This window comes from Runella sp. R5_40 (assembly GCF_057652295.1).
In genome coordinates, this window is sequence record NZ_JBYFCH010000014.1 from 89,075 (window position 1) to 103,895 (window position 14,821).

The window sequence follows — 14,821 nt, forward strand, 5'->3', positions numbered from 1 at the left end:
TAGAATAGCCTTAGAATTAACAGTAATTTTAGGGGTGAATAACCACTTTTTGGGTGAGTTCGCGGCCTTCAAACAGAGCTTTGAGCCAGTACATACCAGCCACCGTTTGTACAGTCACTCGGCCATTGGACTGATTTACAGGAATATCACGTCCCAAAACATCATGCAGTTTTATTTGAGCCCGCTCCCACCCTGTCGGGAGTTTTAATTCAAACTGTCCCACATTGGGGTTAGGAGAAATATGCAGTTCGGCTTCGGTCGTTCCTTCCACTCCCAACGGTAGCATTACCTCTACCGTCAACGGGGGCGATGTACGGCTGCATCCATCGCGGCTTACTTTCACCGAAAACGCGCCACTTTCGGCTGTTTCATAGCTCGACGCCACCGCTCCCACGATTTCCTGTCCATTTTTCAACCATTGATAAGTCAACCCTGCTCCTTCATTGGCTTGTAATTTGGCTTTATTGGGGGCATATACAGGTGGATTTGTCACCAAAGTCGCGGAGGCATTGGGTGTTGATTTTATTTCAATGGTTGAAGAAAGTGCGCTTGTTCCACAAACTGAGTCAGAGACCATCACCCGATAGACACCTTCGGTGGTGGTTTCAAAAGTAGATTGGCGATTGGTGATGATTGCCTGCCCGTCGCGCTGCCACTGGTAGGTCAAAAAGCCCAACGAATCGGGGTTTGCTTCTAATTTCACCGTTTGTCCTCCGCACAAAGATGGCGAAGCAGTGGCTAACGTAGCCGTCAATTGGGTATAGCAAGGACGCGTTATTTTGATAACCGAAGTACTGTAGTTAACATTACTTTGATTTCCTATACTGGCATTTTTACTCATCGTAATCACCTGAGAAGTGAGCAAGTAAGCGCCTTTTGTTTCTTTAGAGGGGTAGGCACCTGCCATAAAACGAACCTGATAGTCTGGCTCGGTGACTGTCTTATTAATTGGTGTTTTCCAAAGCAATTTTCCTTCTTTTGAATATTTGCTAAGGGTAAATGTATTAACCACATCAAGATTCCACGCGCCAAGATAAGGACTGGCAGTTGGGTTCTTTGTTGAAAATGTTTCAGTCAGCAGTATGCCCCCATCTACATCTTCGCTTGCAACAGCCCGTGCACTTGCGCGGTTTATCGTCCACGCGATTTCGCCTAGTGGATTAATGGCGTACAATTTATCCAAGGTAGTCCCATAGAGCCAGCCATTGCTACCTTCCATTAAATGAAAAAGTGACAGCTTGTTTTTTTCTGCCCCCGTTGGCGAAAGTATGGTTAAATTGTACGGATTCAGGTATTGGGTATAAGCAATGATGTTCCCAGTCGAAGTGATTTTTAACTGATCAACGTAGGTAGGCATCTGATAACTCCACTCACGCGTCCCTGTCTTACTATATTTGGCAAAAAACGTATTCAAAACATTACGGCAATACAGCACAAAACCATCATCAGCCGTTTTTTGAATTTCTACTCCCATATTATTATTCAAATTAGGAATCGAAATCACTACTTCGTTTACTTTCACGCCCTCTCCTGAAAACGTCAATACACGCCCCAACGAATCGCGCTGCGTCAAAACATACCACTGTCCTTGCGTATCCGTTCCCACTACTTTGGTGTACGTCAGTGGCGATTCGATGATGGCACTCCACTTTTCGGTTCCGTTTCCAGTAAGCACCTTCAAGTCAGTCTGCTGGGAAATAATTGTGTTAAAATTATTGATGTCCCGTACAGATTTTGAGCTGATAAACGCAGCTTCTTCACCGTGATACATCGGAGTGACGGTAGCACTTGCGCGCCAAGTGGTTTCATTTTGAGTTCGGTTATAGTTGGCAGTAGCAACTGCCCAAACCCGCTTCCCTTGCGCATCGTACCGAACGAGGCTATCACTATAATCTCCCATTGTCGCCGTGGTACTCATGATAAGTGCGCCATTTGACAGTGGGTTGACCGAGCTAATATACGCTGGTTGCGATTGGGTAACCTTTCCTATCTCGTCGAAATTAGGGGAGTAATAAGTGCTGGTTGTGTAAAATTTATTGGTAGCCTCATCCCAACCACCGCTTAATTTGGTTGAATATCCTTTCACAAAAGCTAATGCGCCGCCCTGCGAAGGCACATAGCTGCCTTCTGTTTTGTAAAGGCTATCGCGGACAATGCTTCTATAAACAATGGTAGTACTGCACTTAGAAGCACAAAGACGGTACGGGAAACTAAAAAGTATGTTTCCGTTGGGCGTTGCCTTACTCACAGGCCATCCTAAGGCAACCTCACCCAACAAAGAGGCTCCGTAGCCTTTTTCCCATTGGGTACGAACATCGAGAGTTGACTGTGCCCAAACTGAGTAAACACTCAAGGCTACTAATAGTGGGGTAAACAATAATCGTTTCATAGTATAAATATTAAAAACGGTGTAGGGAAATGTTACTATTCAATCACTTTAGACGCATTTCACAATAAAATGGTTGGAAAGTACAATAAAAAAGCGAACCTACCATAAAAATAGGTTCGCTCCAATGGCAATAGTTTACTTTTTTACTACACCTGTGCAAGCGCCTGCTCGATGTCCCAGATAATATCTTTGCTGTTTTCAACGCCGACTGACAGCCGTACCATGCTTTCGGTTAAGCCTAATGATAGCTTATGGCTTATCTCTACGCCTGCATGGGTCATAGTATAAGGATGTTCGGCCAAAGACTCGGTGCTTCCTAGACTCACGGCAAGTTTAATCAGTTTAAGCGCGTTTAAAAACCGAAAGGCTTCTGTTTCTCCACCGACCACATCAAAGGCCAACATGGCACCCGAAGATGAATATTGACGACAATAAATCTCGTACTGATTGCCATCTGCTGGGGTCAGAAGCCCCAAATAATGTACCTTTTTGACTTTAGGGTGGGTTTGTAAATAGGCTGCAACCTCTTTGGCATTGGCAGCTTGTTGTTCCATCCGTACTTTGAGCGTTTCCAAACTCCGTAGCAACAACCACCCTGTCCAAGGTCCCGCCATATTTCCCAAAAAAGTCCGTAACGTTTTTGCCCTCGTTATCACTTCCTTACTACCACACACAGCACCTGCGATGACATCACTATGTCCACCGATGTATTTTGTGGCAGAATACAGTGAAAAATCAGCCCCTAATTTTAAAGGATGCTGCCAAAGCGGCCCCATGTAAGTATTATCGACTGCAATATAAATTTGGCGCTCGGGCATCTTAAAAGCATCTGCCACACGACGACACATGGCAATATCAATGAGTGCATTGGTGGGGTTTGCGGGCGTTTCAATGTAAATCATGGCCAAGCGGTCTGCCTTTCCTGATTGGAGTATCATTTGTTTGATTTCTTCTTCAGTGCTATTGGGCGAAAACTCCAAATAGTGAATGCCGTATTTGGTCAAAAAATGTTTGATAAAATGGTCAGTTCCCCCATACAGTGGACTACTACAAAGCAGTAAATCACCTGGAGTTAGGAACTCCAATAAAATCGTTGTGATGGCTGACATCCCGCTTTCAAACGTAGCGCAATCTTCGGCCCCTTCCCACAATGACAAGCGATTTTCTAAAATTTCGAGATCGGGGTTGTTCAATCGGCTATAAATTAGCCCTTGTTCTTCCTTTTCATTTTTTGGACGCAAGCCGTAAGCTACTTCAAAAAATGCCTTGCCCTCTTCAGCACGTTTGAATACAAAAGTAGAAGTCTGAAAAATAGGGCATTTAATTGCTCCCTCAGAGAGTTCGGGTTTGTACCCGTACGACATCATTAGACTTTCGGGACTAAATTCATGTGTTTTCATACGAAGTTGGTCGTTTTGTTGATAGGCAAAGCAACCATTCTCACGAATCATTATCCACTATTTTTCTTATTTTTAGAAATATATGCTACAATTTGTAATTTTATAGAATATTTTTCCAATTTGGTTTCGCTATTTGAATATCTTTAGAAAAAACCACTGACTATCTATGAGTCCTTTAGATTCGATTGACCGTAAGCTATTACAGTACCTCCAAGAAGATGCCCAATTGACCACCAAAGAACTGGCATCAAAGCTTAGTTTAACCACCACACCCGTCCATGAACGCATCAAACGTTTAGAAAAAGAAGGGATTATCACCCAATATGTAGCGCTGATTGACAAGCACAAAGTAGAGAAAGGACTGGTAGGATTTTGTAATGTATGGCTAAAAGAGCACAGTCATCCCTACCTCAAGAAATTTGAGCATGAGGTAGTTTCACTTAAAGAAGTGATTGAATGTTATCACATAGCAGGAAATTTTGATTACTTACTCAAGGTAATGGTCAAAGACATGACAGCCTACCAGCATTTTATCGTCAATAAATTGGCTAAACTCGATAACATTGGCAACGCCCAAAGTTCGTTTGTAATGACCGAAATCAAACATTCCACAGCTTTACCATTGGAATAGACAAAAAAAGAGCCGATTCCAAAGAATCGGCTCTTGCTCTCAATATTGTTGTAAGCTTACCAGCGCTTCTTATAATCGTTATCACGACCACCGCCGCCGCCGTAACCACCGCCACCGCCGCGGTTACCACCGCCACCGTAGCCACCACCGCCACCGCGGTTGCCACCACCGAAACCACCTCCACCCGTGCGTGGACGATCTTCGCGTGGACGAGCCTCGTTTACAACGAGTACTTTACCTAAAAACTCATAACCATTAAGTTGTGAAATCGCTTGATTTCCTTCTTCATCGTTAGGCATCTCGACAAACGCAAAACCACGGCTTTTGCCTGTGAACTTGTCCATAATAATGCGGGCAGACGATACCTCCCCAAATTCCGCAAATAATTCGTTTAATTCGTCATCGTTCGCTTTGAACGGGACATTTGCTACATAAATGTTCATTGTGCATTAATTTGATATAATGTGACTTGGTGCGCTATGGACGGCCTTCGATCTAATACTCCGTCTAGCAAATGACAAGTACACAGCAAGTCGAGAGAAACAGAGAAACTACCTATAGCGAGACAAATATAAAAGTAATTTCCGCTTTATTCATAAAACCAAGAATGTTTTTTGAACTTTTTTAAAGAAAGAAGCAACCCTCGTTCACTTTTTTGCGTACATATACTTGCAAGCCAAAGGTATTGGTCAAATACTTTTAGTTTGTAGGCATACCATGCCTTATTATTTGAGGAACGCACACGCGAAAGTCGTGGACGGCAGTTGCTGTCCACGACTTTTTTTTATGCCCTCGGTGCTTCTTCCAATTGTTATCTTTTTTTAAAAAATGATAGCTTTGCAAAAAAGATACGAACCGAACGTTTATTTCAATCCCCCTAACGCTTATTTCCAACACATGGCTTCATTCAAAATAGCAGGTGGGCATTCATTGAAAGGTGAGATTACTCCCCAAGGTGCCAAAAACGAAGCATTGCAAATCTTATGTGCTGTCTTACTGACCAAAGAACCTGTTACTATTCATAATATTCCCAATATCAGAGATGTAAACCAACTCATTGATTTATTGGGAGATTTGGGGGTAAAACGCACCCGTTTGAGCGACTCGTCCATTCGCTTTGAGGCTTCTGACGTCAACCTCGAATTCATGGAAACCGAAATGTATCGCCAAAAAGCGGCCGCGCTTCGCGGATCGGTGATGCTTTTAGGCCCTATGCTAGCGCGTTTTAAAAAAGGGCGTATTCCCCGCCCAGGTGGTGACAAAATTGGCCGCCGCCGTTTGGATACTCACTTTTTGGGATTTGAACGTTTGGGCGCAAAATTTGAATACGATGCCAACGACGGCGGATTTTATCAAGTGGACGCCAGCGGGCTGAAGGGCGTTTATATGTTGCTCGACGAAGCATCCGTAACTGGTACTGCAAACATCGTCATGGCGGCCGTTATGGCCGAGGGCATTACAACCATTTACAACGCTGCTTGTGAGCCTTATTTGCAACAACTTTGTAAAATGTTGAACCGCATGGGAGCAAAAATCTCAGGCGTAGGTTCTAACTTACTTAGCATCGAAGGGGTGTCTGAACTTTTTGGAACGGAACACACCATGCTTCCCGACATGATTGAGATTGGTTCTTTCATTGGGTTGGCAGCGATGACCAAAAGCGAAATCACCATCAAAAACTGCTCCGTTCCTGATTTGGGCGTTATTCCAGGTGTTTTCCAAAAATTGGGGATTCAAATGGAATTCCGAGGCGACGATATTTTTATTCCTTCTCAAGAACACTACGAAGTAGAATCGTTTATCGACGGCTCGATGCTAGTTGTGGCCGATGCACCTTGGCCAGGTTTTACGCCTGACTTGTTGAGCATTGTCCTTGTGACAGCGATTCAGGCCAAAGGGACGGTGCTTATTCACCAAAAAATGTTTGAAAGCCGTTTGTTTTTCGTTGACAAACTGATAGAAATGGGCGCCCAAATCATTCTTTGTGACCCCCACCGTGCCACAGTCGTTGGGCTTAACCGCGCTACGCAGCTTCGTGGTATCCGCATGACCTCCCCCGACATCCGTGCGGGAGTATCGTTGTTGATTGCCGCCCTGTCGGCCAAAGGAGTGAGTATTATTGATAACATCGAGCAAATCGACCGTGGTTATCAGAATATTGACACCCGTCTCAATGCCATTGGCGCTGACATTGTTCGGCTTTAGTGCGATTTGACTTTAACACGTAATCCAATACCATCGCTGCCGAAAGGCACATTTTAACAAACCAACATGATACGCAAATTAGTACCGCTTTTTAGTCTTGTTTCGTTAGTCGTAAAAAGCCAAACCGTTTCTTTAAATGACCTGAGCTCCTTCAAAAACCCCTCTGCCAACTGGTCGATTGTAGGAGATGCCGTAGTTGACCTTGTTCAAAACAATGCCATGAGCACCACCGCGGGTAAAGGTGTGTTGGCTTGTATTCATCCCAAAGGGAAATACGGTCGTCAGTACGATTTAGTGACAAATTTTGAACACGGTGATGCCGACGTAGAGTTTGACTTTATGATGGCCAGAGGATCTAACTCAGGCTTTTACCTACAAGGTCGGTACGAAATCCAATTATTTGATAGCTGGGGCGTACGTCAACCCCACGCGCACGATTTGGGTGCTATCTACGAGCGTTGGGATGAATCTAGACCCACTGGACAAAAGGGGTACGAAGGCTATGCCCCTCGCATGAATGCCAGCAAAGCCCCAGGTTTATGGCAGCACATGAAAATCATTTTCCAAGCTCCTCGTTTCGACGGTGCTGGTAAAAAAATCGCTAACGCAAAAGTCATAAAAATAGAGGTCAACGGCATCACTGTTCAGGAAAACGTAGAACTTGCTGGTCCTACCCGCGGCAGCCTTGACGGTGAAGTAGCCAAAGGCCCCATTCTTATTCAAGGTGACCACGGCTGCGTAGCTTTCCGCAACCTTTCTGTAAAACAATACGGCGAACAGGTGCCTCAATTGAAAGATCTAAAGTTTGCCCAGTACGATGGTATTTTTATGACCGAGCCTGATTACAGCAAAACCAAGTTGGTCAAAGAGGGTTCGCTGGAAAAACTTACGTACGACGTTGCCAACAAAGACAACGGCTATCTATTGCGTTTTACAGGAAAATTGGTTGTACCTGTCGCTGGAGAGTATCGTTTCCAAACCGTACACAACGGTGGTAATGGTATCCTTAGGGTAAACAACGAAGAAATCTTGAAATGGAAATGGTGGGAAGGCCAAGCTAAAGTTAATTTACCAGCGGGCGAAGTGCCTTTTGAATATGTGTATAACAAAAACACCGACTGGGCAAAATCATCGCTCGGGTTGTCGATAGAAAGTGACTTTAACCGTGCCATCGAATTGCAAGGATTGGGCTCTGTCAACCTTAGCAATCCTACCAATCCTATCCTTGTTGCCCCAGGCAGCACACCAGTAGTTCACCGTAGCTTTTTCCGTATTGCCAACGAAAACGTTTCACACGGGGTTTCGGTGGGTGAACCCACAGGAATTCACTACGCCGTCAACCTCGAAAAAGGAGCATTAGCCCGCGTGTGGAAAGGTGATTTCTTGGACGTGACGCCCATGTGGAACGATCGTGGTAATGGTATGAGTATTCCTCAGGGAAGTGTGCTAAACCTCAACAACCAGCCAACTTTAGCATTGATTGCGAGTGAACAAACGGCTTGGCCTGCTTCCTACGGCGAAACCGATGGCTTCCGTCAACGCGGATACGAAATCGACGCCGCAGGTCGTCCTACGTTCAAGTATGACGTAGCTGGCGTAAAAGTCGAAGACCAAATTCGCCCCGATGCTGATAGCAAATTCTTGAACCGTGAGCTTCGCATTACAGGAACTATTCCTGCTACGTTGAAATGCCGTTTGGCTTCAGGAAAAGAAATCGTAAAAATCAGCGACAATACCTTTGTTGTCGATAAAAGTTACTATATTCAAGCTGACGGAGCGGCTATCCGAACCATTGGCGGAAATCAAGAGTTAGTAGTGCCCGCAGCGTCAAAAATCAATTATTCGCTGATGTGGTAACTAACCTTAATCCATGAAATATCGCTACCGAACGCTTGCTTTTTTATTCGCGCTTTCGATTATCACTTTCCTTGACCGCGTTTGTATGAACGTTGTCAGCAAGTACGTCAAAGCCGATTTGGGTTTAAACAACCAAGAATTAGGCTGGATTTTAGGCGCATTTTCATTGGCTTATGCACTATTTGAAATCCCGACGGGGGCCATGGGCGATCGCCTTGGCCCCCGTCGCGTTTTGACGCGGGTGGTACTTTGGTGGTCGGGCTTTACTGCCCTGACGGGTACTGCCTTCAACTTTTTGTATTTACTCGTCGTACGTTTTCTTTTTGGTATGGGCGAGGCTGGCGCTTACCCTAATGCCACCATTGCCATTTCGCGCTGGTTTCCTGCCATCGAGGTAGGTCGTGCCCAATCGGCCATTTGGGCGGCGGGGCGCATCGGCGGCGCACTCACTCCCCTGCTGGTCATTCCGTTGGTTCATGCGGTGGGTTGGCGCTGGGCGTTTGTGGTACTGGGTGCCGCGGGAGCGCTTTGGGCGTTAGCGTGGTTTATTTGGTTCCGCGACGAACCCCGCACCATGGAAGGCATCTCCGAAGAAGAAATTCAAGAGATTGAAACGGGTAGAAATCTCAAACAGACCGACCACGCCATTCCTTGGAAAACCATTATTCTCAATCCCGACATCTGGGCCTTGATGTTGATGTGTCATTTGTTTTTTTACGGCTCTTATTTCTTCACCAATTGGTCTTCTACCTATTTTCAGGAAGGCCGCCACATGACCGAAGAACAGTCAAAAAACTTCATTTCATTGTCGTACTTTTTGGGCGCCATTGGCTGCGTAGTAGGCGGCATTCTCAGCGATTTTCTCACCAAAAAATACGGTTTAAAAGTTGGCCGTCGCGCCGTTGCACTCACGGGTTTGGGCTTATCCAGTTTCTTTTTCTTAGCCGCTGGCCTGACGCCCGACGACCAGTTAGCTGGTTATTTGTTAGCCATTTGTGTATTGACCAAAGACTTAGCCCTGCCCGTTGCCTTTGCGGTGTGCGTGGATATTGGCAAACGAAATGCAGGAACGGTAGCTGGCTCGATGAATTTCGCGGGACAAATGGGCGGGTTTTTCATCACGATTATCTTTGGAATGGTGGTCGAAAACACCAAAAACTTCAACATACCCCTGTTTCTAATTGCGGGTTGTTTGTTTGTAGCCGCGTTGCTCTGGCTCAAAATTGACCCTACCAAAACGGTAAATTTGAAAGAAAGCTAAATCTTCTAGCACTTAACTTTACTAACAAAAAGCAAGCGCAGCCCCGTATCATAGGGCTGCGCTTTTTGTATTTCTAACAATGGGAGATATAGTTTAAATGGCCGAGTAATAGGCTGTTATTGCTAACATTAGTACCCTGGATTTTGCTTAATCTTGGATGGATTAATATCTATCTGGCTTTGCGGAACGGCAAAAACGAGGTTATTTTCGGTTAAACTGGCTTTAATGCCAATGGCTTGCGCCTTGGCCGTTAGTACGGAAATTGCACGGCCTGTTCGTACTAAATCAAACCAACGATGTCCTTCAAACGCCAGCTCCATACGGCGTTCTTGCTCGATAGCTAGGCGCATTTCGGCCTGATTTAACGTGCCTTTTGCGGCTAACCCCGCTCTTTGACGAACGCGGTTGAGGTAAGGCAGGGCCTCCGCAGGTTTGGCCGTTTCATTGAGGGCTTCGGCATACATCAATAACACATCTGCATAGCGTAACACAGGAAAATTATCTTCCGAATCACCACTGACGGTGGGAGCATCCGAATATTTACGCACGTAATTATACTCAACGCGCACTCCTTGGGCGTTGGTATAACCCGTTGCCATTGAGGCATTTTGGCGTAAATCTCCCGCTTCGTAGGCATTTACAAAATCGGCGGTAGGGCGGTTGTTCCCTCCTCCTCCAAACTGTACCACTGAGTTGCCTGAGTTTTCAGGAGCGTAGGTATTGGGGAGGCTGTTTCCTTCTCCGATTGAACCTTTTTTGTATTGAATATCAAAAATCGATTCTTTATGGTTTTTGTTGGCCGCTTTGAATACATCTGCGTAGTTAGGCAACAAATCATATACGCCACCGTCGATGACCTCTTTGAGCTTTGTTGCTGCTTCGGCGTATTGTTTACGGGTCAAATATACTTTCCCGAGCAACGATTTGGCCGCCCCTTTGGTCGCGCGCCCTACATCAGCTCCAGTATATCGGTCAGGAAGGCTTGCTTCAGCTTCAGTCAAATCTTTGACGATTTGGGCATATACATCTGCTACCGCCGCTCGGTCATAATTATATCCTTCGGCAGGGTCGGTTGTTTCTTTCAGCACCAACGGCACATCGCCAAATACCCTTACTAAATTAAAATACATCAGCGCCCGCAAAAACTTGGTTTCTCCAACAACCCGCTTTTTAAGGTTCTCGTCCATCGTAACTGCGGCAATCCGATCAATAATGGCATTGGCGCGGTAAATACCACGGTAGCCGTCATTCCAGCGAGTAGCTAAGAAAGGATTGGTGGTACGGAGATAAAACTTATCAAACTCGTCTTGGTCAGTAACCGAACCTGACAATACGGGTGTGGTATCGTCGGATGGTATTTCTGAAACTACGTAGTAACTGCCATATTGTCCCGAGGACTGAAGTGAGCCATAGGTCGCATTGAGGGCAATCACCATGTCATTGCCAGTCTTATAAAAAGTAGCAGTGCTGGTAGAGGAAATAGGGGCAAGTGCCAAAAAACTCTCTTTACAACCGCTCAGACTTAGTACGACGGCGGTAAGGTATATGTATCTTCTTTTCATTGTGTTACCGTTTTTGGGATTAGAAACCGATATTCAAACCTATGGTATAGGTACGCGCCAATGGATACGAGCCATAATCGACCCCACCCGTAAGGGCGTTTTCGTAACCACTCACTTCAGGATTGAAGCCAAGGTATTTGGTGGAAGTAAAGGCATTTTGGATACCACCATACAACCGAAGGCTTTGGATTTTAACGCGCTCAAGAGTTGCTTTTGGCAAGTTATAACCTAGGGTGATGTTACGAACTCGGAAGTAACTTGCACTCTCAACCCAACGGCTCGAAATAGCGTTATTGTTGCCCGTCGTTCGTTGATTGGCACGCGGGACAATCCCATTGCCTGGGTCTTGCGGTGAACGCCAGCGATTGAGTACGGTCGATAATTGATTTTGACTTCCTTCTAAGTTCTCGATAAAACGGCGGCTCAAGTTTAGAATCTGCCCACCTTGAATTCCTTGAACGGTAATTCCAAGATCAAAACCTTTAAATGACAAGGTATTCGTCATACCATAAATAAAATCAGGCTGGTTATTTCCGATAATCGTGCGGTCGTCAGCATTGATTTTACCGTCGTTGTTGATATCCGCAAACTTCACATCACCAGGGCGCGCCGTGGCATCGTGTGGGTAGCTGTCCAAATCGGCTTGGTCTTTAAATACGCCCAATTGCTGGTAGCCGTAGAAGTTTCCAAGTGGTTTCCCAATGACAGTAATGTTGGTTTCCCCCACACCCGTACCACTTCTAATGGCATCGCCTGTGGGCCCGAGTGCCAATACTTTGTTGCGGTTAAACGAAACATTCAAATCTGTCGTCCATTTCAAATTACCAGTTGTATTACGAGTCACAAGGCCAAATTCCATTCCCTTATTTTCGACTTTACCAATATTACGGCTAGCCGTTGAGAAACCTGTGAGGGTAGGAACTTGTACCGAAAGTAGCAAATCGGTGGTGATTCTTGAATAGTAGTCGGCAGTGAAGAAGATTCGATTTTTCCATAAACCTAACTCCAAACCAATATCCGTTTGACGGCTTTTTTCCCAAGTTAGGTTATCGTTACCGATGGTAGAAGTGGCCAAACCATTGACAAGGGCATTTCCGAACACGTAGTTGTCTGCCCCCAAAATACCGATTGAACCATAATTAGAAAAGGCATTGTTTCCTGCCAAACCATAACTCACCTTGAGTTTCATTTCGGATATGGTCGGAATGTTTTTCATGAATGGCTCTTCTGTAACGCGCCAGCCAATAGAAGCTGATGGGAAGATTCCATAACGCTGATTCATCCCAAAACGAGATGAACCATCGCGGCGAATAGAAGCATTGACCAAATAACGGTCTTTATACGTGTATCCTACGCGGGCAAAATAGGAGGCCAACGACCACTGATCGCGCAAAGAACTACCACCGATGATAACGCCCGCGTTGACTGTACGTACAATATCGTTGGGGAATCGGTTAGCGTTGACACTATTGGACTCAAAATCATTTTTTTGTGCTTCAAAACCCACCAAAGCATCCACATAATGGTCGGCCATAAAGCTGACATTATAACCTAACGTATGGCTTGTAACCCAGTTGATGGATTGACGCGTAGCCGAAGATCCTGAATTCGCGTTGGGGGGCAACAATTGATTCAGGGGAATGGCCGATGTCTGGAATTGATTTTGACGAAAATAATTTAAGTCAGCGCCAAATGTAGCGCGGTATTTGAGGGTTTTCCAGATGGTCAAATCTGCGTATGTATTGCCCAACAAGCGCAATGTAGTTGCCGTATTGTCTAACTCCGTGATGTTAGCCACGGGATTGGTTACCCCCGCCCAGTCATACGCTCCTGCAATCGAAGCTTGAGAGTTGTACGTCACGCCATCTGCTTGGTAAATTGGAATGATAGGTGCTTGCGATAAAGCGGCGTTGATGACCCCATTACTTGCCCAGTGTCCATCCGAATTGACGCGGCGCTCGGTCGTAAAAGAAGGGCTAACGCTCATTCCAATTTTCAATTTTGGCGACAATTGGGCGTCGATATTGGAACGGAACGTATAGCGTTTCAAACCCGAAGTATTGATAATACCGTCTTGTTTCAAATAATTTCCCGAAACCATGTACTGAACTTTATCTGTCCCACCCGAGCCCGACATCTGGTAACTACTAATGGGGGCTTGCCTAAAAATCAGGCTTTGGTAGTCGTATGAAGTCAAAGCGGCAGGGTTGTCAAAGTCAATACCAGGGTATTCGCCACGTGGATAACGATAGCGGTTTCCTGCGGCGCGTACGCTGTTGGGGTCAGAAGCTTGCGCACCCGTTACGCGCTCTAAATAAGCATTGTTGGAGGCTTCTTTGCTAAATTCCGCAAATTGTTGGGCATTGAGCATGTCCATTTTTTTGCTAATTGCTTGCACACCCGTATAATAATCAAAATTGATACGACTGCGTCCTGCTTTACCCCGCTTGGTCGTAATCATCATTACCCCGTTGGCTCCTCTTGAACCAAAAATAGCGGTGGCAGAGGCATCTTTCAGTACATCGACACTTTCGATATCGTTGGGATTCATCAGGTTAAGACCGCTACCGTTGGTCAGGTCGCCTGAATTAAGGGGTTGACCATCTACCACAATCAACGGCCCATTTCCTGCGCTGATTGACCCAAACCCTCGGATTTTCACCGAAGGGCTGTTGCCAGGTGCACCTGTGGTTTGCTGAATCAACACCCCAGGCAGTTTTCCAGCCATCCCTTCTGCCACGTTGGTTACGGGCATATCCTTAATGTCCTGCGCGCTAATAGAGGCGATAGAGCCCGTTACGTCTTTCCGATTTTGGGTACCATAACCCACTACCACGACTTCGCTCAGGGCTTTGACGTCCACTTTTAAGGTAACATCTACAGTAGTACGGCTCCCAACGACAACTTCTTGGGCTTCATAACCAACGAAGCTATACACCAACGTGACGTTCCCTTCTGGAATACTGAGGTTGTACTTACCATCGCTGTCTGTAATAGCCCCTTTGGCTGTGCCTTTGACCACCACACTTACCCCTGGTAATCCTCCCCCACTTTCATCGATTACTTTTCCGATTATTTGTCGGTCGATGGGGGCGAATTCGTTTGGGTGGACAGACGTTTGATTGGACGTGGCCGTTTTTTCAGCTTTGACCCGTTTGAGTAAGATACGATTACCTGCTACTTCGTATGCCACTTCCATGGGCGTGAGTAAGCTTTCAAGTACAACCGCCAAGCGTTCGTTGTTAACGGCTAGAGATACACGCTGCGTACTTTTTAGCACGTTGGAGCTGTACATAAATTGCACATTCGTCGTTTTTTCGATGCGCTGAAGCACTTTTTTGATTTCAGCACTTTCAAAACTTAGCGTGAGTCGTTGATTCAGGAGTTCCTGAGCGTGCATTTTGTGGGCATGGGATATACTCAAAAATAGCACAGCAACCATCAGTTGCGTCAAAGTAAACCTCATAATTCGAAGCCAAAATTGACCAGTAAAAAGGTTTTGCATAAATTTGTCTG

Annotated in this window: 9 protein-coding genes; 4 read left to right on the forward strand and 5 right to left on the reverse strand. The window is 45.7% G+C overall.

Annotation, left to right across the window (positions count from 1 at the left end):
* Positions 1 to 28 precede the first annotated feature (28 nt).
* Together AC23N5_RS20930 and AC23N5_RS20935 are read right to left on the reverse strand one after the other, a co-directional pair.
* Positions 29 to 2,389 (reverse strand): T9SS type A sorting domain-containing protein, encoded by a 2,361-nt coding sequence (locus tag AC23N5_RS20930; protein ID WP_487757113.1) that lies wholly within the window; start codon positions 2,387 to 2,389, stop codon positions 29 to 31.
* A 146-nt stretch (positions 2,390 to 2,535) separates the two neighbouring features.
* Positions 2,536 to 3,789 (reverse strand): cystathionine gamma-synthase family protein, encoded by a 1,254-nt coding sequence (locus AC23N5_RS20935; RefSeq protein WP_487757114.1) that lies wholly within the window; start codon positions 3,787 to 3,789, stop codon positions 2,536 to 2,538.
* 166 nt (positions 3,790 to 3,955) lie between these two features.
* On the opposite strand from AC23N5_RS20935, the gene AC23N5_RS20940 reads away from it, so the two are divergent.
* The gene (locus AC23N5_RS20940; protein WP_183978078.1) at positions 3,956 to 4,420 is read left to right on the forward strand and encodes an Lrp/AsnC family transcriptional regulator; all 465 of its coding nucleotides are present in this window, start codon (positions 3,956 to 3,958) and stop codon (positions 4,418 to 4,420) included.
* Positions 4,421 to 4,476: 56 nt separating this feature from the next.
* Here AC23N5_RS20940 and rbp read toward each other — a convergent pair whose 3' ends face one another.
* Positions 4,477 to 4,863, reverse strand: coding sequence for an RNA-binding regulator (rbp, locus tag AC23N5_RS20945; RefSeq protein WP_028526504.1), 387 nt, complete (start codon positions 4,861 to 4,863; stop codon positions 4,477 to 4,479).
* Positions 4,864 to 5,317: 454 nt separating this feature from the next.
* Between rbp and murA the strand changes: the two genes are divergently transcribed.
* The 3 genes from murA to AC23N5_RS20960 all read left to right on the forward strand — a co-directional run bounded on the left by murA (position 5,318) and on the right by AC23N5_RS20960 (position 9,743).
* Positions 5,318 to 6,625, forward strand: coding sequence for a UDP-N-acetylglucosamine 1-carboxyvinyltransferase (gene murA, locus AC23N5_RS20950; RefSeq protein WP_122930893.1), 1,308 nt, complete (start codon positions 5,318 to 5,320; stop codon positions 6,623 to 6,625).
* Positions 6,626 to 6,691: 66 nt separating this feature from the next.
* A complete protein-coding gene (locus tag AC23N5_RS20955) occupies positions 6,692 to 8,482 on the forward strand; it encodes a 3-keto-alpha-glucoside-1,2-lyase-like domain-containing protein (protein WP_487757115.1) in 1,791 nt (596 codons plus the stop codon).
* A gap of 13 nt (positions 8,483 to 8,495) precedes the next feature.
* Complete coding sequence (locus AC23N5_RS20960) at positions 8,496 to 9,743, forward strand: MFS transporter (protein ID WP_487757116.1); 1,248 nt, start codon at positions 8,496 to 8,498, stop codon at positions 9,741 to 9,743.
* Positions 9,744 to 9,871: 128 nt separating this feature from the next.
* Here the strand turns inward: AC23N5_RS20960 and AC23N5_RS20965 are convergent, their stop codons facing one another.
* Positions 9,872 to 11,305, reverse strand: a complete 1,434-nt coding sequence (locus AC23N5_RS20965; protein ID WP_487757117.1) for a RagB/SusD family nutrient uptake outer membrane protein — start codon at positions 11,303 to 11,305, stop codon at positions 9,872 to 9,874.
* A gap of 19 nt (positions 11,306 to 11,324) precedes the next feature.
* Positions 11,325 to 14,810 carry a TonB-dependent receptor gene (locus AC23N5_RS20970; RefSeq protein ID WP_487757118.1) on the reverse strand — a complete coding sequence of 1,162 codons (3,486 nt, stop codon included), beginning with the start codon at positions 14,808 to 14,810 and terminating at the stop codon, positions 11,325 to 11,327.
* Positions 14,811 to 14,821 lie beyond the last annotated feature (11 nt).